Source organism: Xanthomonas euvesicatoria pv. euvesicatoria (genome assembly GCF_020880415.1).
GTDB lineage: Bacteria > Pseudomonadota > Gammaproteobacteria > Xanthomonadales > Xanthomonadaceae > Xanthomonas > Xanthomonas euvesicatoria.
On record NZ_JAJIUJ010000100.1, the window covers coordinates 14,916 to 32,886 of the forward strand.

Annotated in this window: 15 protein-coding genes and 1 pseudogene; 10 read left to right on the forward strand and 6 right to left on the reverse strand. The window is 60.4% G+C overall.

The features are described 5' to 3' along the window. Nucleotides 1-111: 111 nt before the first annotated feature. Nucleotides 112-504 carry a DUF3693 domain-containing protein gene (locus LN450_RS16265; RefSeq protein ID WP_228892911.1) on the forward strand — a complete coding sequence of 131 codons (393 nt, stop codon included), beginning with the start codon at nucleotides 112-114 and terminating at the stop codon, nucleotides 502-504. Nucleotides 505-528: 24 nt separating this feature from the next. Here the strand turns inward: LN450_RS16265 and LN450_RS16270 are convergent, their stop codons facing one another. Then, nucleotides 529-1,350, reverse strand: a complete 822-nt coding sequence (locus LN450_RS16270) for an AraC family transcriptional regulator (RefSeq protein ID WP_039417975.1) — start codon at nucleotides 1,348-1,350, stop codon at nucleotides 529-531. Between the two features lie 111 nt (nucleotides 1,351-1,461). Between LN450_RS16270 and LN450_RS16275 the strand changes: the two genes are divergently transcribed. Beyond that, nucleotides 1,462-2,487, forward strand: coding sequence for an alpha/beta hydrolase (locus LN450_RS16275; RefSeq protein WP_011347626.1), 1,026 nt, complete (start codon nucleotides 1,462-1,464; stop codon nucleotides 2,485-2,487). A 550-nt stretch (nucleotides 2,488-3,037) separates the two neighbouring features. Here LN450_RS16275 and LN450_RS16280 read toward each other — a convergent pair. Beyond that, entirely contained in the window at nucleotides 3,038-3,346 is a 309-nt protein-coding gene (locus tag LN450_RS16280) for an ArsR/SmtB family transcription factor (protein ID WP_033479010.1), read from the reverse strand. A 254-nt stretch (nucleotides 3,347-3,600) separates the two neighbouring features. On the opposite strand from LN450_RS16280, the gene LN450_RS16285 reads away from it, so the two are divergent. The 6 genes and pseudogenes from LN450_RS16285 to LN450_RS16310 all read left to right on the forward strand — a co-directional run bounded on the left by LN450_RS16285 (nucleotide 3,601) and on the right by LN450_RS16310 (nucleotide 6,856). Further along, on the forward strand, nucleotides 3,601-4,467 hold the full coding sequence (locus tag LN450_RS16285) for an MBL fold metallo-hydrolase (RefSeq protein ID WP_011347623.1): 867 nt from the start codon (nucleotides 3,601-3,603) through the stop codon (nucleotides 4,465-4,467). Beyond that, nucleotides 4,464-4,904, forward strand: a complete 441-nt coding sequence (locus LN450_RS16290) for a YeeE/YedE family protein (RefSeq protein ID WP_008575717.1) — start codon at nucleotides 4,464-4,466, stop codon at nucleotides 4,902-4,904. Before LN450_RS16285 ends, LN450_RS16290 begins: the two co-directional genes overlap by 4 nt. Then, nucleotides 4,901-5,332 (forward strand): DUF6691 family protein, encoded by a 432-nt coding sequence (locus LN450_RS16295; protein WP_008575716.1) that lies wholly within the window; start codon nucleotides 4,901-4,903, stop codon nucleotides 5,330-5,332. Before LN450_RS16290 ends, LN450_RS16295 begins: the two co-directional genes overlap by 4 nt. Next, nucleotides 5,329-5,769 carry a protein tyrosine phosphatase family protein gene (locus LN450_RS16300; RefSeq protein ID WP_008575714.1) on the forward strand — a complete coding sequence of 147 codons (441 nt, stop codon included), beginning with the start codon at nucleotides 5,329-5,331 and terminating at the stop codon, nucleotides 5,767-5,769. The genes LN450_RS16295 and LN450_RS16300 overlap by 4 nt, the downstream gene beginning before the upstream one ends. Nucleotides 5,770-5,793: 24 nt before the next feature. Continuing rightward, nucleotides 5,794-6,384: pseudogene (locus LN450_RS16305) on the forward strand (sulfite exporter TauE/SafE family protein); the annotation flags it as partial. A 235-nt stretch (nucleotides 6,385-6,619) separates the two neighbouring features. Beyond that, on the forward strand, nucleotides 6,620-6,856 hold the full coding sequence (locus tag LN450_RS16310) for a hypothetical protein (protein ID WP_155405766.1): 237 nt from the start codon (nucleotides 6,620-6,622) through the stop codon (nucleotides 6,854-6,856). Between the two features lie 38 nt (nucleotides 6,857-6,894). On the opposite strand, the gene LN450_RS16315 is transcribed toward LN450_RS16310, so the two are convergent. The 3 genes from LN450_RS16315 to LN450_RS16325 all read right to left on the reverse strand — a co-directional run bounded on the left by LN450_RS16315 (nucleotide 6,895) and on the right by LN450_RS16325 (nucleotide 12,577). Continuing rightward, on the reverse strand, nucleotides 6,895-8,172 hold the full coding sequence (locus LN450_RS16315) for a lytic murein transglycosylase (protein WP_011347621.1): 1,278 nt from the start codon (nucleotides 8,170-8,172) through the stop codon (nucleotides 6,895-6,897). Nucleotides 8,173-8,304: 132 nt separating this feature from the next. Beyond that, the gene (locus LN450_RS16320) at nucleotides 8,305-11,295 is read right to left on the reverse strand and encodes a Tn3-like element TnXax1 family transposase (RefSeq protein WP_011347620.1); all 2,991 of its coding nucleotides are present in this window, start codon (nucleotides 11,293-11,295) and stop codon (nucleotides 8,305-8,307) included. Between the two features lie 7 nt (nucleotides 11,296-11,302). Continuing rightward, the gene (locus LN450_RS16325) at nucleotides 11,303-12,577 is read right to left on the reverse strand and encodes a site-specific integrase (RefSeq protein WP_011347619.1); all 1,275 of its coding nucleotides are present in this window, start codon (nucleotides 12,575-12,577) and stop codon (nucleotides 11,303-11,305) included. A gap of 184 nt (nucleotides 12,578-12,761) precedes the next feature. Here LN450_RS16325 and LN450_RS16330 point away from each other — a divergent pair, with 184 nt between their 5' ends. Then, the gene (locus tag LN450_RS16330; protein ID WP_011347618.1) at nucleotides 12,762-13,817 is read left to right on the forward strand and encodes a DNA-binding protein; all 1,056 of its coding nucleotides are present in this window, start codon (nucleotides 12,762-12,764) and stop codon (nucleotides 13,815-13,817) included. 175 nt (nucleotides 13,818-13,992) lie between these two features. Here the strand turns inward: LN450_RS16330 and LN450_RS16335 are convergent, their stop codons facing one another. After that, complete coding sequence (locus LN450_RS16335; RefSeq protein ID WP_011347617.1) at nucleotides 13,993-14,955, reverse strand: IS1595-like element IS1595 family transposase; 963 nt, start codon at nucleotides 14,953-14,955, stop codon at nucleotides 13,993-13,995. 389 nt (nucleotides 14,956-15,344) lie between these two features. On the opposite strand from LN450_RS16335, the gene xopC reads away from it, so the two are divergent. Then, a complete protein-coding gene (xopC, locus tag LN450_RS16340; RefSeq protein WP_011347616.1) occupies nucleotides 15,345-17,849 on the forward strand; it encodes a type III secretion system effector protein XopC in 2,505 nt (834 codons plus the stop codon). Nucleotides 17,850-17,971: the final 122 nt, after the last annotated feature.

A 17,971-nucleotide genomic window follows, 5' to 3' on the forward strand; every position in this document is an offset into this window, starting at 1 on the left:
CCTACCCTGACCCGTGACCCCCGGGGGGTACCGGGGGGCGGGGCGCTTAGCCACACTAAACGCAAGCGCTTGTATAGTTCAGCGAAACAGGAATGTAAAGGTCAGCTAAACATGAGCGCGGAAAACGAACTGATCGACCTGGTGCGAGCAGGCGGAAAATTCAGTTCAGACAATGCGTTAGCTCAAAAGCTAGGGGTGACCAGAGCGATGGTGAGTTCTTGGCGCTCGGGAAGGTATGCCCTGCCAGACGAACGAATTGCGCAGCTTTGTGCGCTTGCCAAGCTGGATGGAGCGAGCTGGATGGCGAGGATTCACACTGAGCGTGCAGCCTCAGCAACAGAGCGTGCTCTCTGGCAATCGATCTTGGACAGACTGACCCCGATCACTGCGGTGGTCGGGGCGATGATCCTGGCCATTGGCATGATGCCGGCGACGATCCAGAAAAAGCCGATTGAAATCAATAACTTGCACGCACGGAGCGCGCATAGTCTGTATATTATGTAAAATCCCATGACTGGTCTGAAGCCGTCACAAGCTAGATTTCCGCCACATCCGCGGCGAGTGCCCCACTTGCGCCTTGAATGCACGCGAAAGCGCTGCCTCGCCGGCGTAGCCCACCTCGTCGGCCAGTTGCTTGAGCGGCCGGCCCTGGCGCAGGCCGCGTTGCACCAGCGCGATGCGCCAATCCTGCAGGTACTGGCCTGGAGTGCAGCCCACCGTGTCGTGAAAGCTGCGGGCAAAGGCGCTGCGCGACATGCCGGCACGGGCGGCCAGCGACTCCAGCGACCAGGGCTGGGCGGGATGTTCGTGGATGCCGACCAGGGCCAGGCGCAGCCGCGCGTCGGCCATGCCGGCCAACATGCCGCCCTTGGCGTGGCCTTGCTCCATCAGTTCGCGGATCACGTGCACCAGCACCACTTCGAAGAGCCGGTTGAGCACTGCCTGCCGCCCGCAGTGCTGTGCGAAGGCTTCTTCGAACAAGGCATGCACCAGCACCGCACCTTGGCGCAGCGCTTCCAGCGGCAGGCAAATGCACGCAGGCAGTGCGCGCACCAATGGATTGGCCGCGCCGCCGCTGAAACTCAGGTGCGCGCAGGCAAAGTCGGCCCCGTGCACCGGGTCGGTGTCGAAGCGGTGCGCAAGTGCGCGCGGATACAACAGCAAACTGGGCCGGTCGATCTGCAGGTGGCTGCCGTCGCCGTTGTGGACCACCACCGCGCCCTGGCGAATCAGGTGCAGCTGGCCCCGGTCACCACTGTCGAGCTGGTTGATGCCGCACAGCGCGCCGGCATGGAAGACCTCGGCGGTTACCGAGAAATGGCTCAGCAAGGCGGCCAGACGGTCGACCATCTTGGACTCCAGGTAAAGTTTCATGGACGATTTGCGGCCTATCGTATCGCCTTGACGCGCAAAGTCACTCCTGTCGCCGGCGCCCTGCCCGGCTTGTCCAGGAACCGCATCATGAAGACTCCCCTCGCCCTTATTGCCACCACGCTGCTGGCGGCATCGGTTGGCACTGCTGTCGCGGCCGCACCCAGCGACCAGCCGGCGCCATTGCGCCCGGTCGCAGACTTCCTCAAGGCGCTCAACAGCGGTGGCGGCACGCCGATCGAGCAGCTGAGCCCCGCGCAGGCGCGTCAGGTGCTGACCAACGCCCAGGCCAATACACCCCTGCCGGCGGCTGATGTCAGCCGCAAGACCATCCAGGCCAACGGCAAGCTGCTGAACCTGGTGATCGTGCGGCCGCCGCATAGCACTGGCCAGGTGCTGCCGGCTTTCATGTTCTTCCATGGCGGCGGCTGGGTGCTGGGCGACTTCCCGACCCACGAACGCCTGATCCGCGACCTGGTCAATGCCTCCGGCGCAGCGGCGGTCTACGTCGATTACACGCCCTCGCCGGAGGCGCACTACCCGGTGGCGATCCATCAGGCCTATGCCGCCACGCGTTGGGTTGCCGAACACGGCATGGAGATCGGCGTGGATGGCCAACGCCTGGCACTGGCCGGCAACAGCGTCGGTGGCAACATGGTGGCGGCAGTGGCGCTGCAGGCCAAGGCAGCAGGCACGCCGGCACTGCGCTACAACCTGATGCTGTGGCCGGTCACCGACGCCGCGTTCGACAATGACTCGTACCAGCGCTACCAGAGCGGCTACTTCCTCAGCCGCAACATGATGACCTGGTTCTGGGACAACTACACCACCGACCCCAAGGCCCGCGCCGAGATCACTGCTTCGCCCCTGCGCGCTACCGCCGCCCAGCTGGAAGGCTTGCCGCCGACCCAGATTCAGACGGCGGAGCTGGACGTATTGCGCGATGAGGGCGAAGCCTTCGGTCGCACGCTAGATCAAGCAGGTGTCGAGGTGACCGTGACGCGCTACAACGGGCTGATCCACGATTACGGCCTGCTCAATGCGCTTCGGGACGTACCAGCAGTCCGTGATGCGATTCGCCAAGCCGGCGATGGATTACGCGAACACCTGAAGTAAGCGCGATAGCGGAATGGCTCTGTGGCCGCCGCATCCGCAGTTGGCACGGCCGGTAGACGATGGCAAGGAACCTGTGAACTGTCAGAAAGGAAACCGTGACTGAGCCGTGTCACGTTTCAACGTGCCAACTCGTCCAGGGCGCGGATGACCCGTGCCGAGTGCAAGCTGGTGTGGATTCAACTTCATCGATCCGCGATTGCAGTCATCGTTGATGTTGAAGGTGCGGAAGCGGCGGCCAGGCCACGAGGTGTCGGACATGAAGTCTGCCTGCCAGGTGTGGTTCGCCGCTTGCGGGATCTCCAGCGACGCGGATGCGATCAGGTCGCTGACGCTTGCCGCGACATGGAAGAGTGAGGTTCAGCGCGGTCTGGACCCGCCAGGCACGGTTTTTGCGCCAACCCCGCGACCGCCATGCCGACTCCATCGGCAGGCCAAATCCGTGTCCGGAGTCGTCCGTCAGATGCGCCTGGATTACGGCGATGAGCTAGCCAGCGTCGCGCGGCGCGGACGGCATAGCTGCGCAGATCGGAGCAGCTGCATCCATAGCGCATTACTCAGGGACGCGATCGCCATGGTCATCCTCCGCACAAAAGATCGCATGCATGGCGCTCAGCAAGGCTGCCACTTTTGGGTCGGCCAAACGATAAATGATGGATCGAGATTCGCGGCGAGTCAGGACCAACTGCCGCTGACGCAGGTCGGCCAGTTGCTGGGACAAGGCAGGCTGCCGAATGCCTGTCGTCGCTTCCAGGCCACTGACGGTGGATTCGCCTTGCGATAACTGGCACAGCAACAGCAGGCGTGACGGTGTGGCCATGAAACGGAGCAGCTCGGCCACGTCTGGCACGCGCTCCTTCATGGCGGCAAGAGCATCGGTGGAGAAAGCAGATTCGGTCACGAGGCGTGGGGACTGCGGATCAGGAATGTAGAGGGTAACGGCTAGGCACTGCGGCTGAACGAAAACGGCCAGCGCCAATTTGATATTTTCACAGTATATGTAACTATGAGATTGTTTCCTTACTCCTTCTCGACGCTGCCATCGTGAGTCATCCAACACGCGACACCTGCCCGGCAGCGGCCTGCGCTGTCGTGGAAGACACCCGCTCCGGTCGCATGAGCGCGCCGCACGTGGCGACATTCTTCGACCCGGTGACCTTTACCGCCAGCCACGTGGTCCGAGACCCTGGCTCGTCGGCCTGCGCCATCATCGACAGCGTGCTCGACTTCGACATGGCGTCAGGCCGAACTGCGACCGGTTCGGCTGAAGCGCTTGCGCACTACGTGCGTGACGAGGCGTTACAGGTGCAATGGCACCTCGAAACACACGCCCATGCCGACCACCTGTCGGCTGCGCCGTGGCTGCAGCAGCAGGTGGGCGGACAGCTCGCCATCGGCGAGCGCATCACGGCCGTGCAGCAGACCTTCGGCAACCTTTTCAACGCCGGCAAGGAATTCAGCCGGGACGGCAGCCAGTTCGATCATCTGTTCGCCGACGGCGCAGCATTCACGATCGGGCATCTGCACGCAGTGGCGCTGCATGTTCCCGGACATACGCCCGCGTGCATGGCTTACGTCATCGGCGATGCGCTGTTTTCAGGCGATACGTTGTTCATGCCGGACTACGGCACGGTGCGCTGCGATTTTCCGGGCGGCTCGGCACGCCAGCTCTATCGCTCCATCCAACGGCTGCTGAAACTGCCCGATGCCACGCGTGTCTTCGTCTGCCACGACTACAAGTCCGCAGGCCGGGCCCATTTCGCATGGGAAACCACGATTGGCGCGCAACGCAGCGCGAATGTGCATCTGCATGCGGGCGTTTCCGAAGCGGACTTCGTGAAGATGCGCGAGACACGCGACGCCACGCTTCCCATGCCGCGCCTTCTGCTTCCATCGGTGCAAGTCAACATGCGCGCCGGTCATCTGCCCACGCCGGAAGACAACGGCGTGCGTTATCTGAAGCTGCCGTTGGACGTGCTATGACGCTCCCGCACCTCGCCTGGTATTGGCCGCTGATTGGTGGGCTGATGATCGGCACCGCCTCTGGCGCGTATTTACTGCTGGTCGGCCGCATCGCCGGCATCTCCGGCCTGCTCGCCGATGCGCTCGGTCTGCACGCGGGCGGCGCGCGCTCGCTGTCCATCCTGTTCCTGGCCGGGCTTCTGACAAGCGCAGGTGTGGCATTGGCGCTCAAGCCCATCACGCTCGCGCCGCTGAGCGGCACCAGCATGCCGGTGCTGATCGTGGCCGGCGTGCTGGTGGGCTATGGAACCCGTCTGGGTGCCGGCTGCACCAGCGGGCACGGAGTGAGCGGCCTGGCAAGACTGTCGCCGCGCTCGATCGTCGCCACCACCGTGTTCATGCTGCTGGGCATGGCAACAGTGACGGCCGTGCGGGCTGTCGCTGGAGCGGGCGCATGATCCGCGTGGCGGCTTTTCTCTGCGGCGCCTTGTTCGGGTTGGGCCTGGTGATTTCGGACATGGCCAATCCTGCACGCGTCCTTGCCTTCCTCGATGTCACCGGTGCCTGGGATGATTCGCTGGCCCTGGTGATGGCAGGCGCGCTGATCCCTTCGGCCATCGCCTACCAATGGGCGCGCGCACGCCGCACTCCCTTGCTCGCCCCGACACTGCAGCTGCCGCAGCAGCGGCGGATCGACCGCAAGCTGGTGATCGGTGCGGCGCTGTTTGGCATTGGCTGGGGTCTGGCCGGGGTCTGCCCTGGCCCCGCCATCGCGCTGTTGGCGACCGGCCAGGCGTTCGCCTTGGTGTTCGCTGCCTCGCTGGTGGCAGGCGTCTTCCTCCACAGCTTTCTCCATCGCGCCGGCGCGGGAAAACACGTCGCATGAAGCTGCGATCGCTTTCGCCTGCCCTGCTGGTGGCCGGCCAATTGTTGCCTGCCGATCTTCCTGCCCTGGCCAGCCTGGGTGTCGCCAGCGTTGTCTGCAACAGGCCAGACAACGAGCAGGCGGATCAACCCGATCATCTGGCCATGCAATCGGCCTGCGCGCAGGCGGGCATGCGTTTCGCTTATCTGCCCGTTGTCGCCGGCGCCATTTCGGAGGACGACGTGCAGCAATTTTGCGAAATGCTGGAGCAACTGCCTGCGCCCGTCGTTGCGTATTGCAGGACGGGAACGCGCTCGACGTCGTTGTGGGCGCTGGCACAAGTCCGCACCCTCAGGCTCACCACAGACCAGGTTCTGTCGATCGCCGCCGGCGCAGGTTACGACCTTTCCTCACTCGCTCCGCGTCTCATTCGCGACGCGCCATCCAGTCCTGAGTAAACACCGGTCATGCAAACCCTTTCATTGCTGCAGCTCGTGCTGGGCGGGCTTTCCGGCGTGTTGGTCGGCTTCGTGCTGGGACTGGTCGGTGGCGGCGGCTCCATTCTCGCTGTCCCGCTGATGCTGTATCTGGTCGGTGTGGATAATCCGCATGTTGCCATCGGGACCAGTGCATTGGCCGTCGCTGCCAATGCGCTGTCCAACCTGTTCGTGCATGCCCGCCGTGGCAATGTCAGGTGGCCGTGCGCCTCGGTCTTCGCCCTGGCCGGCGTTGCCGGCGCCTACCTTGGTTCGAGTCTGGGTAAGGCCGTCGACGGACAACGGTTGCTGGCGCTGTTTGCGGGATTGATGGTGGTGATTGGCCTGCTGATGCTGCGCAAGCGCAACGCGCAAGAGAATGCGGCTGCGCGCATCAGCAAGGAAAATGCACCCGCGTTGGTCGGGCTGGGAACGCTCGCTGGCGGATTTTCCGGCTTCTTCGGCATCGGCGGCGGTTTCCTGATCGTGCCGGGCTTGATGACCGCCACCGGGATGCCAATGTTGGCCGCGGTAGGCGGCTCGCTGGTGGCGGTGTCTGCCTTCGGTCTGACCACCGCGGTGAACTACGCGTACTCGAGGGTCGACAGGGATTTGTGTAAAAAACAGCCAAAATTGAGCTAAATCTCTGTTAGAAAAGAAGTTTTTCACAACTTCCTGCCGGCCCTCAACCCCTATCGACCATCAAGATGGGCAATTCATCTTAGCCACTTGTGCAAATCCAGACGCTATTGATATTCCAGTAATCAGGATGCTTCCCCCCTGCAGTAACGGCCCAACTCGCTAAATATGCAGAGCTGGAATTTACAAACTGTTGTTTGCATTTACCCAAAGCTTGCTGCTGGTGCGCGCTCCGCACCTGATTATCTGTAGGATTGGCGGGTTGAATGTCACCATGCCAGAAACTGCCCCCAAATCGTCTGCCTGGCTTGGGGCCGATATCGATAAAAAAAGGAATCCGAATGCTATTGCAGCGAGAAATGACGATATTTTAGCTAAAATTATTGATTTTCTTAGCATGCTTAATGCCTCGTTGTTGGTTAACATTTAAATATTTTGAAGCATGGCCAAGGTGAGGGATATCCCCGATCAGGCGGCCCGCAGACGGGCCAGCAGCGACGTACTGGCGTAACCGTCCTGCGGCAATTGCTGGCTACGCTGGAATGCACGGATTCCCTGGCGAGTTTGCGCCCCCAGCACACCGTCGATGCCGCCCACGTCGAATCCCTTGTCGGTCAGCCTCTGCTGCAGCTCGGTGATCTGGGCCGTGCTATTGAGCGGCGGATCGTCTTTGGGCCAGGGTTGCTTGACCCCGGCCCTGCCCGCATAGCCGTCTGCCAGCAAGCCGACCGCCAGGGCATAGGCGGTGGAATTGTTGTAGCGCAGAATGCTGCGGAAGTTATCGAACACTAGGAAGGCCGGGCCGCGGTATCCGGTGGGCAACAACACCGATGCCAACTGCTGCGCCAGTGCGGGCGCAATCGGCCTGCGGGGCGCCACGCCCAGGCGCTGCCATTCGGCGACGGTCTTCTTGATCGTCAGGTCGGCTTGCGCGTAGTCGAAGCCGGCTGACAGCTGGACTTCCTGGCCCCAGGGAACAGCGCTGGTCCAATTGTTCTGCTTGAGATAATTCGCCGCAGAGCCCAAAGCGTCCGCCTTGGAATTCCAGACATCCCGCTTCTGGTCGCCATCCTCGTCGACGGCGTAGTCGCGATAGGTGCTCGGAATGAATTGCGTCTGTCCCATGGCGCCGGCCCACGAACCCACCAGTTGCGAGCGATCAATGCTTTTTTCCGTCTGCAGGATCTGCAGGGCCGCAAGCAGCTGCGTGTTGCCATACGTGGTGCGCCGTCCCTCATGGGCCAGTGTCGCCAGGGAGCGAATTACATAAAAGTCCCCGATCTGCTTGCCGTACCCGCTTTCCATGCTCCAGATGGCGGTCAGAATGCCCGGATCCACACCGTAGTGCTGCCGCAACTTCTCGAAGAGGGCGTGCTGTCTGATCAGCAGCTGCTGTCCTTCCTGAATGGCCGAAGGTGTGACACGCGCGCTGAGATAGTCCCACAGATACTGGGTAAATTCGGGTTGCCGCTGATCCAGTTCATGCACCGATGGATCGGGTGTGACACCAGCCAATGCGTTATCCAGCGTGGTGGCTCCAATGCCGGCGGCAAGCGCACGTTGGCGGAAGTCTGCCAGCCACTGTTCGAAGCTCGCAGTGGGTGCGGGATCCTGCTGTTGCCCACCGGCGTCGGTTGCGGAGGATGCGGTTGTTTCGGGAGCGATGGCTTGCGCTGCTACGCTGGTTGAGGCCACACAGACGCTGACACCGAGCGTTAAACGCAAAAGGCGCGAAGGCATGATCATGAGATACCCGAGGTGGTGGTTGAGCGGCCACTCTAGTCCTCCTGTTCCCAGGATGTAATTATTGCAGTTATGCGTTTTTGACCGCGATGGGCAAGCAGGAATTCGCCCGGTAAAAAAACAGCTGATTGCGTCCTAACGCGTTGTCGCCGCAAGAATTCTCCGCGAGAAATCGATTGGCTCGACCTGCCGCTTGAGGTCCAAGGTGTAGTCACCGAACCGGTTGATGTGCGATGTCCTGTATGGCGACAGGCCTGCCAGAATCTCCGGGCTAATTGTTCGGCCTTCGTCCCGCAGTTCGGCCAGAACGCGGGTCATCTGCTCTACGTTATGAAGAATGATCAGATTTGCCACGAGTTGGTTGTAGCGCACGATCTTGCGCTGCTCGTGCTGGATGTTTTCGGCGATGATCCCTTCCCCGCCGAAGAAGGCCCATTTGACGAAGCCGTTGAATTCCTCGCTCTTGTTGGTCGCCGCGTGGATAGTCTTGCGCACTTCGACATCGTCGATGTAGCGCAACAGGAACAGTGTGCGTACCGCCTTGCCCAGTTCGCGAAATGCCCAGTACAGCTTGTTCTTGCGGCTGTAGGTGCCGAGCCGGCGCAGGATGGTGGAAGCGGTGATCTTGCCCAGTTTGATCGAGATGGCGACCCGCAGCATGTCGTGCACGTGGGTCTCGATGAGTGTCCAGTCGATGCTGTCCCCAAACAGCGCCTGGATATTCTCGTAGGTCCGACCTGGCTCCGGCCGGGAAAACACCAGGTCCTTGATGTTGCGGATGCGCGGCATGAGGTTGATGCCCAGCAGATGCGCCAGCCCGAATACCGGGAAGCTCTGCGCCTGGGTGTCGCCGTGTACGGTGTCGGGCTGGATGTCGGACCGGTTGGCCAGCATCCCGTCGAGGATGTAGACCGCTTCGTGTATGCCACACGGGATGAAGTGGCTGAACAACGCGATGTACTTGTCGGACACATGGTAGTAACCGATGCCACCATAGCCGCCGTAGCGAATGTGGTATTCCGACAGTAGGTTCTGCTGGTACACGTTCCACTTCGTGCCGTCGGCCGAGGCGCTCTTGCCACTGCCCCAGTAGCCGGGTAACTCGAACTTGTTGTACATGTTGATCACCTGGACGATCGCCTTGTCGAGCGTTTCATCGGTGACGTACTTCAAGTTCAACCACGAGATCTGGCGCCGGCTGAAGCCCTTGACCGAACGCGCGGTCTGGGTCGGCCCCAGATTGCAGCCGTAGCAGAACAAGGTGGTGATCACGCGCCGCAGCAGATCGTCGACTCGCGCGTCGGTGCCGGCGATCGGGCGGAAGTGCACGTGCAGGTCCAGCCAGCGGGTGGTGTCGACCAGGACATCGACGATGCTGGTCGGCGGCAGCCGGTCGGTGATCGCGCTGTCCACTGTGGCGATGGCCTGGGTCACCTGTGCGCCCTGCAGGCGCTTGAGCACCAGCCGCCCGTCGAGCATGCTGGCGTGCAGGTTGTCCGAGAACCGAGCGTCCACGGCATCGGCCAATGTCGTCAGTTCGGTGCGCAGACCCTGCACGAAGTCAGCCGCGTCGGTGGCGACGCCCGAGACCTCGCCGTAGGCGTCCAGTTCCTGCGCGAGTGTCGCCTCGTCGACTAGTTGCTCGCGGTAGTCGTCGTAACGCTCGCCGTGCGGGATGTACAGGTCGCCGGATTTGAGTTCGTCCTTGATCTGCGCGAGCACCGCCAGTTCGAAGTACTTGCGATGGATCCAGCCGGGGCTGGCGGCGGCCAAGGCTTTGGGCATCACATGCTTGCGCCAGGCTGACGATAACCACGTCAGGTCGGTTGTAGCCACGCCCAGGCTAGCGGCGTCGATCGTCTCGCGGCGCTGACTGCGCAGCGCCAGGACAGCGCCGATCATGCGCTCCATGCTGGGGTCCTGGCTGGCGGCACGCAGGCCCATGATTTCCAGGCAGTTGAACAGCAGCGGACGCAACGTCCCGTATGGTGCCAGCAGGAATGGCAGATAGTTGCGGCCGGCGTAGGCCATGTGCTCGTCGCACTCAGCCGTCAGCAGAGCGATGTCGGCGACCAGCACGCCCGCGATCGCGCCCACACGCTCGGTGTCTGTGCCCTCGACCTGATAGGCCTGCAGGATCTCCCGGAGCTGGCCGATCAGGGCATCGGCCCGTTTGCTGTGTTCGAGCTGATAAGCGATCAGCTTTTGCTGCGCAGTGTTCTCCAGGTTCTGGATCAGGCGGATGAACAGGTCGGCCGCATCGTCGAGCGTCTTGCGATACTGGGAGCGGATGAAGATCGCGGCCAGCGCATAGCGCTTGATCGGGACCAGTTCGGCCAACTCGGCGGCATCAAGTGCGCGGGCCATCGCCCGGAATTGCTTGAGCTTAGGCACCGAAACATCGATCGGCGGCAGCTGCTCGGCCAGGATGCGCAGGCGCTGGATGTGCCGCAGGTAATGGCGCACTTCCTTGTTGGTTGGGCGTTTGGGCTCGCGCTTGAGCGTGTGCCAATCACTGTGGTGGCTGCCTGGTGGTGTCAGCAGCAGGTTATCGATCAGCGTCCGCATGGTCGGTGACAACGCATCGGCGATCTGGCGGTAGTGCGCATCGTGGACACGTTCGCGGGCGGCGATCGCGATGCGTTCTAGCGTGCTGAAGGCCGGCAACTCAAAGCGGTGATGCACCAGCTCTTCAAGCATCACGTTCACGATATCGGGCACGATGTGCTTGGTCCGCGCAGCCGTTTCAGCCACGGTGCCGAGCCAGTCTCGCCCAGCCGCATCGAGCGGACAGACGTTGAGGAACGCCCGCAGTTGGGCCAGATGCCCGCGCTTGGCGCCAGAGGCGTCGTAGCCCGCCAACCGGTCGGCGGGCACGCGGCGCATTCCCAGCGTCTGAGCGACATGCTGCACGATACGTTCGGGCACCTCGATCAGGGTCGTGAAATAACCCAGGCGCTGGAACAGCTTCAGATGCAGTAGCAGGGCCAGCCGTGTGGCCGGGCCGGTAGCGATGTTCCGGACGCACTGCAGCTCCGCCGCAGTAGGCGTGTAGATATCCTGGAGTTCTTTGGCGGTGGGATCGGGCTTGAGGCGCGGGTAGGCGGTTTCGTGCAGCGTCGTCATGCTCAGCTCAGTCCCAATGGCGCCCGCCCGCTTCATCGCGCAAGGCGACGGCGAGGAAGCACTGGTGGTTGTCGGCGATGCGGTGCATCTCGTCGAGCAGCATTGCGATGGTTTCTTCAAAGGCCGCCTCGTCAACGGCGGCGATCGCCAACCGGTAGCGCGTGCCGTCGGCGTTGAGTCGCTGCGCCTGATGCGGTTGCAGGCAGATTTGCTCGATCAGCCGATGCGCTTTGGCCAGTCCGCGCACACGCGAGTTGAAGCGCGTCAGGGTGACAGTCGCTTCGACCGCCGTGGTCGGCACTGGATCGGGAGCCGGCGCCGCCAGGGCCAGCAGCGGTGGTGTGGCTGGCGACAGGCTCGCCTCAATGCGCTGGCGGGCGAACGGATCGGCCCCGTCGAGGTAACGCATCGCCGAGTGCACGTCGCGCCAGCCGACGTACTCCATCAGCGCCTTGACGTCCCAGCCGTTGGCGTTGGCCCAGCCGGCAAAGCCGCGCCGCAGCGAGTGGCCGCTGTAGTCGTTGGGAGAACTCAGCCCCGCCTCGCGGAAGATCCGCCGTAGCAGCGGCACCAGGCTGTTGGGGTGGAGTGGCGCGGCGGCAATCCCGCCCCACTGGTTGACTGCGCGAAACAGTGGCCCCTCGTGGAGGGCGGCTGCCGCAACCCAGGTCATGGTGGCAGCCACCGGGCACCAGCGCGACAGCGCCGGGACCTTGTAGGTGGCGCCGGCGTGCTGGCGATCGCTCTTGCTGTGCGGCAGGAAGCAGGTCATGCCTTCGCCCGGCACCAGGCGCAGGTGGTTTACCTGGAGGCGGGTGAGTTCATCGCCGCGGAAGCCGCGCCAGAAGCCGAGCAGGAGCAAGGCGCGATCACGCAGGTGCCGCAGTTCTGCGGCGCGATCGCCGCGAGACTGGGCCGCAGCCGCAGCGTCTTCCAGCCATGTCGTGACCTGGGCCAGCAGGGTGAGTTGCAGGGGCGTGGCGCGTTTTTCGACGCTCGGGTGCAGGGTTTGGATGCCTTTGAGCACTTGGCGCACCACCGGCGCCCGGGTCGGGTCGACAAAGCCGTGCACCTGGTGCCACTGCGCCAGTGCTGCGAGCCGGTGCCTGAGTGTGTTGAGCGCGAGTTGCCCGGCGTAGGCGGCCAAGTAGCGCGCCACCTGCTCCGCAGTCGCCGGCAGATGACCACCCCATTCGACCTCGAAGTGACGGATCGCCCCTGCATACGCGCGCTCGGTGTTGGCGCGAGTTGCCGCTTCCAGATACTGCTTGACCGAGCTCACCGCGTCGCTCCGAACCGCCGTTTCGTACGGCCGCAGGGCGACTGTAGCCGAAAATTCCGCATAAGGCGGGATAATTCAACATTATCCCGCGTGAGCTCAACGCCTATCGACGGTCCCGTGTAATGCGTTGAGGAGTATGTAATTACATGGTATGTAATACGTTACGAAATACGTGGAGTGCCGGATGGCAAGGTCCGGGTTGTACAAAAGCGATGTGCAACGCGCCCGCGATCGCCTGCGCGCCACGGGCACGCATCCGTCCGTGGACGCGGTCCGGGTGGCGCTCGGCAATACGGGGTCCAAGACCACCATCCACCGCTATTTGAGGGAATTGGAAGAGGAGGAAGGGCAAGGCGTTGGCGCGAAGATGGCCGTGAGCGACGCACTTCAAGACCTCATCGCCCGCCTCGCCGAGCGGTTGCACAGCGAGGCCGACACGGTCGTGGCGCAGGCCCAGGCGCGCTTCCAGGCGCAGCTGCAGGAACGCACCCAAGCGCTGGAGCAGGCCCGGCAGGAGGCCGGCTCGCTCAGGACGCAGCTGCAACGCTGCGAGACCGCGCTGCAGGCCGAACGCGAGGCGGGCGACGCTGCCAGGAGCGAGGTGGCCAGCTGCGCTACCGAGCTAGCTCAGCTGGAGGAGCGGATCGCGGGCCTCACGGCGCGATTGGCCGAGCACGACGCCCATGCGAAATCCTTGGAACACAAGCACGAACACGCCAGGGAAGCCCTGGAGCACTACCGCACCTCGGTCAAGGACCAGCGTGAGCAGGAACAGCGCCGGCACGCGCACCAGGTGCAGGAGTTGCAGGTCGCCCTACGGCAGGCCAACGAGGCGCTGACCGCCAAGAATCACGACCTGATACAGCTCAACCGGGAAAACGGCCAGTGGCTGGAACGCCAGACCCGGCTGGAGCGGGAACTGGCGCAGGCACGCCAGCGGGCCGACGCCCAGCAACGCGAGCGCGACGCGCTGCGCCTGACGGCCGCCGAGCACCAAGCCCTGCAGGTGCGCTGGACCCAAGATGTCCATGCGCTGGAAGGCGTGCGCGCCGAACTGGCTGCGGCGCGGACCGAACTGGTCGAAGAGCGCCAGCGCCGGGAACACGCCGAGGCGGACACCTTGCGGGCCACGGTGCGCCTGAGCACGTTGGAACAACTCCTGGCGCGGCTGCGGCCAGTGCACTCCGTTGGCGAACCCGAAAACGCCATCTCAGCCGGTGCAATGCCGGCAGGCAGATGATCAGCCGCTTGGCGAAGGCTCGGGAATCCTCCACGTCAGTGCCTTCGTCGTCCCAGCCAGGATTTCGGTGAGGCGGAGCGAATCGGAAAGTTCCCCTCTAAACTTGCTCCTACAGTATATCCACCTAACACATGGTGATCTTATATGAAAAATTTTACCTGATTAGCCCTGACTCTCAGCCATGAAAATTGCTCGCTGCACGCAGGACCGGCTCTGGACATGGGTTGGATTGCATCATGGCCGTGGCAAGTCGCGGCAGCATCTCGCGCAAGCGGAATCGACGATTAAAACGATAGGCCGCTTCTCCCAGGTAGCGCCTTGCGTATTTGCCTTGCGCGATAGCGTGATACACGCCGCTGATGGCGCGTTTGAGATTGCCCAGCACCACGTTGAGCCAACGTGCACCGGCCGTTTCGGTCGCGGCACGACCACCGCCAGTGTCCAGCGTGGTGTGCGCGTGGCCGGCGTCTTCCAGCCGGCGGAAGCAGGCCAGCCCATCGGTGTAGACCTCGCATTCGGGCGCCAGGCGACGGGCAATCCAGTCCTGCAGCGAGGTGTTGTCGAAGCTGCGCACCGGCTCAATCACCACAAAGCGCGGCGCGGTGAAGGTGGCATCGGTCTGCACCGCAATCAGGAACGCTTGTTTGTTCTCTGATCCGCGTCCGGCCTTGCCACCGTTACGCTCGCCGCCGAGATAGGCATCGTCGATCTGCACGAAACCCGCCAATTTCCGCGTGGCTTCACGCTCGGCCATGACCTGCATGATCTTGTGCTTCATCCGCCAGGCCGTCTTGTAGTTAACCCCCAGATGACGCATCAGCTCCAGTGCGGCCATGTTGGTTTTGGTCGAGGTCAACAGGTGCAAGGCCAGCATCCAGGTGCGCAGCGGCAGTTTGGTGCCTTCGAACATCGTGCCTGCCATCAGACTGGTCTGATGCCGGCACGCGCTGCATTGGTAGTAGATCGCAGCACGCCGCTTGAAACGCGAGCGCACGCGCCCGGCACAAACAGGGCAACGAAAGCCCTGCGGCCAACGCCACGTGTAGAGCGCGCGATAGCACTTGGCCTCGGTGCCGTAGAACGCGAAGAACTCAGGCATCGACAATCCAGCCTGGAACTGCACCGCATTGATGCTCATCACGTCACCTCGTTGGCTTCAGAGTGACAGCAGCATCCACCCAGCGCGGCGCAGATCTGCGACTGGCGGCTGAAGGTCAGGGCTAATCAGGAACCCTTTTTTGTTAAACGCGTCACCGTCCTGCAGAATCAAATATTCGCTCTCAGACGGGTTTTTTCTCTTAAGTGTGCGTCTACTGATACCGCAAAGCTAAAATATTTCAGTCCGTCTACGTTCTTCATACAAGGACCTTTTTTATTAGCGGAAGCATGCAAGGGTGCCAGGAAAATAATAATTTATTTGAGGCGTTGTTGAGTGCTTATGGGCCATTTAAATAAAGTCAAGAAAATTTTTTGAATTATACAGCCAAGCAAATCAGGGGGTAGTTTAATCAATAGGAGTGAATCTTGATGAAAACAAGTAGTGCAAGCAAGTCTCATTATACTGGCCAATTTCCCCAGGGGGATTTGCAGCCAAAAACTCCAATTCCAGTGGGACGCAATAGCGAAATTCCAAAGGATGCGGCATTAAGCGCCCAACTAAAGGGGCTCCGCCCTCTTGATCGTAAGCCATCTAAAATGCCAACTTCTAGCAGTGATCTTCAGGCGGTCAATAAGATGATTGCCGAGAATCGCTCGAACGACGTTGGAAAAGGTCAGTTTCTTCTCTCTACCCAAAGCCTAGGTTCTGCAGAACGTGTAGATTCGCAAAACTACCATTCACGGAATGAATCGGGGAAAGCGCCTCTCTTTTTTAGCGAATTTGCTACTGAGAAGCCATCTTTACAATCAGTGAAAAGCCTCTCGCAGGGAAAGCAGGACTATTATGCAGTTAGACATGTGGGAAAGCGTGGTCGAGATTTATTCACCGATGAACCAATCGAGGGCGAAAATAGCAAACTCGGCAGACTAAAAACCAGCCCGCTGTTAAGTACTCAGAGTCAGGGAACACGTGCTATTCGAGCTTTCGCGGCTACAGCGACAATCGATAAATCTCGTGGAGAATACGTCGCACGTCTGCATCGCCATGTAGTTGAGGCTTTAGGCGATGAAGGTGGTGTGGTTCATTTGCTAAGGCCGACGCGTGATCACTATGCCGAAGATAGTACATTGAACTTCTTTACCTTCTGCGAACAAACAGAGCTGGCCAGTTCACTGAACTCCTTAGAAGCTATTTCAGCTAAGAAGGAGGACAGAAAGCCTATTGTATTTACAGATCATAAGTCCCTCGTGGGTCTTTCAAGAACCTCGCGTACAGAAGCGAGTCCGATTGGCCGTTTGGTACAGCAGCCTTATTTCGTTACATCCGACCTGAAACGTGGCGATAAAGTTGTCATTACCGATGACCACATTCAGGCAGGAGGATCTATGCTGGCAATGGAAGCAGCAGCCAAGGAGGCAGGTGTGGACGTGCTTGCTCTTGCAACGCTGAGCGCCCATCCATTTTCACCGCAACTTACCATGTCCTCCGAGGTCAGCGCTTTTTTAGACGAAACCCTAGCAGCTTGGGATCCTCAAGGAAAGGTTACTGAACGCCTTGCCGCAATCGGAATGCCGCGTGAGAAGTTAACCAACAGCGAAGCGATGATTTTAATCGCCTACGCAATAGATCCGGCCAGCGATTCGGCAATCTTAAGATTCGAGTCAATTCAAAATAACTTGTTCAAAAGAGCCCATCTTCACAATGTAGGGATAGACCCGGACGCGCCAGATACGCTTGAGCAAATGCAAAAACTAAGTTCCATGCAAGAGATGGCAGGGACGGATTCTGCGCGTCACTTCGTAGATGATGCGAAAGTTCTCGAAGGTGAGCATGATTCGCTTATTCCTATCTTGAAAATGAAACCTGCTTCACCTGATGAAATCGTGAAAGAGCTCGACCAAGTTAGTTTGGCGAGCCGTTCCTCAATCCAAGCGTCTGAGGTAAAACAGGTCGTCGTATTGGATTGGGACGACTGTCTGCGTGACGAAAAAGGATTGAATTATAAGCTTATGCATAACGCGTTGGCTATCACAGCAAGGGAACATGCGTCGACATTGCCTGAACTCGGAGATGCCGTAGCGGTCCTGCACAGCAAGTTGAACGGTGCAGAACCGGTCGACGAGGAAGCGCCATTGCTGATGAAAAATCAAAAAGACTTTTCATCTTATTTGATGGGTAGGCAAAGCATATATAAGCGCCACATAATTGAAGATTTTGTTCGGAAAATGCTCCCAGGAATTTCTGAGCATAAAGCAGCGTCGATAAATAATGCCGTATACTCTAACTTTGTCCGCGAATATAAAATGCTAGTAAAGCCGGAAGTTTCGAAAAAAAATTATAGTCGAGATGTTCCGTTCCCGGATATTGAGCTTTCCCTACTTCCTGGCGCAAAAGAAATTCTGGAGAAATCACGCAATGCGAATTCTCGCGTCATATTGATCAGTAATCGCGGCCATGGCGATTTGGAAAACGAGATCAATCATCTTGGCATGATGCACTACTTTGACGTGGTGTCCGGCGCGGAAGAAGTCACCCTTGAAAAGTCGCATTTGCCCCCTTCTCAAATGCCTGAAGATTTGCAGAAGCGACTTATCAATTCATTGAATGGCAGTGACGAAGAAGCACTACGGGCTACTCTTTCAGAGGCAGCAATTTACGCCCATCCGGATTCCACGACCATTGAACGGATCGACAAAAAACCAGATTCAACGAGATTGGCAGAGAGCCTTGAGCGGCTCTCGGTTCAACCTAATGTGCCGATAACCTCTTACGGCGATCAACCCTCCGATATCAAGCAATTAAAGAGTGTTGCGGAGCCAAAGAGCCGTGTACTCAAGGGGGTGATCGTCAACGCGCAGCGTGACGACGTGGGCAGGGAAATTGATGTCGACGGGGTGCCAACCCGTGTTGTATCTAAAATCACGGAACTTTAGTTGGGCAGAGGCTCGAAACAATCGTGATGCCCCTAGCAATTGAATGGTGAAGACGTTTCTCTAGCAAGCCATATGGCAAATAGCGCATCCCCCCATCTCCGATGCTGGGGATGGGGGGATTA

Bases quoted from the DNA above. Each gene is read 5' to 3' on its own strand.
- LN450_RS16265 (WP_228892911.1), top strand. From the start codon at position 112: ATGAGCGCGGAAAACGAACTGATCGACCTGGTGCGAGCAGGCGGAAAA.
- LN450_RS16270 (WP_039417975.1), bottom strand. From the start codon at position 1,350: ATGGTCGACCGTCTGGCCGCCTTGCTGAGCCATTTCTCGGTAACCGCC.
- LN450_RS16275 (WP_011347626.1), top strand. From the start codon at position 1,462: ATGAAGACTCCCCTCGCCCTTATTGCCACCACGCTGCTGGCGGCATCG.
- LN450_RS16280 (WP_033479010.1), bottom strand. From the start codon at position 3,346: ATGAAGGAGCGCGTGCCAGACGTGGCCGAGCTGCTCCGTTTCATGGCC.
- LN450_RS16285 (WP_011347623.1), top strand. From the start codon at position 3,601: ATGAGCGCGCCGCACGTGGCGACATTCTTCGACCCGGTGACCTTTACC.
- LN450_RS16290 (WP_008575717.1), top strand. From the start codon at position 4,464: ATGACGCTCCCGCACCTCGCCTGGTATTGGCCGCTGATTGGTGGGCTG.
- LN450_RS16295 (WP_008575716.1), top strand. From the start codon at position 4,901: ATGATCCGCGTGGCGGCTTTTCTCTGCGGCGCCTTGTTCGGGTTGGGC.
- LN450_RS16300 (WP_008575714.1), top strand. From the start codon at position 5,329: ATGAAGCTGCGATCGCTTTCGCCTGCCCTGCTGGTGGCCGGCCAATTG.
- LN450_RS16315 (WP_011347621.1), bottom strand. From the start codon at position 8,172: ATGATCATGCCTTCGCGCCTTTTGCGTTTAACGCTCGGTGTCAGCGTC.
- LN450_RS16320 (WP_011347620.1), bottom strand. From the start codon at position 11,295: ATGACGACGCTGCACGAAACCGCCTACCCGCGCCTCAAGCCCGATCCC.
- LN450_RS16330 (WP_011347618.1), top strand. From the start codon at position 12,762: ATGGCAAGGTCCGGGTTGTACAAAAGCGATGTGCAACGCGCCCGCGAT.
- LN450_RS16335 (WP_011347617.1), bottom strand. From the start codon at position 14,955: ATGAGCATCAATGCGGTGCAGTTCCAGGCTGGATTGTCGATGCCTGAG.
- xopC (WP_011347616.1), top strand. From the start codon at position 15,345: ATGAAAACAAGTAGTGCAAGCAAGTCTCATTATACTGGCCAATTTCCC.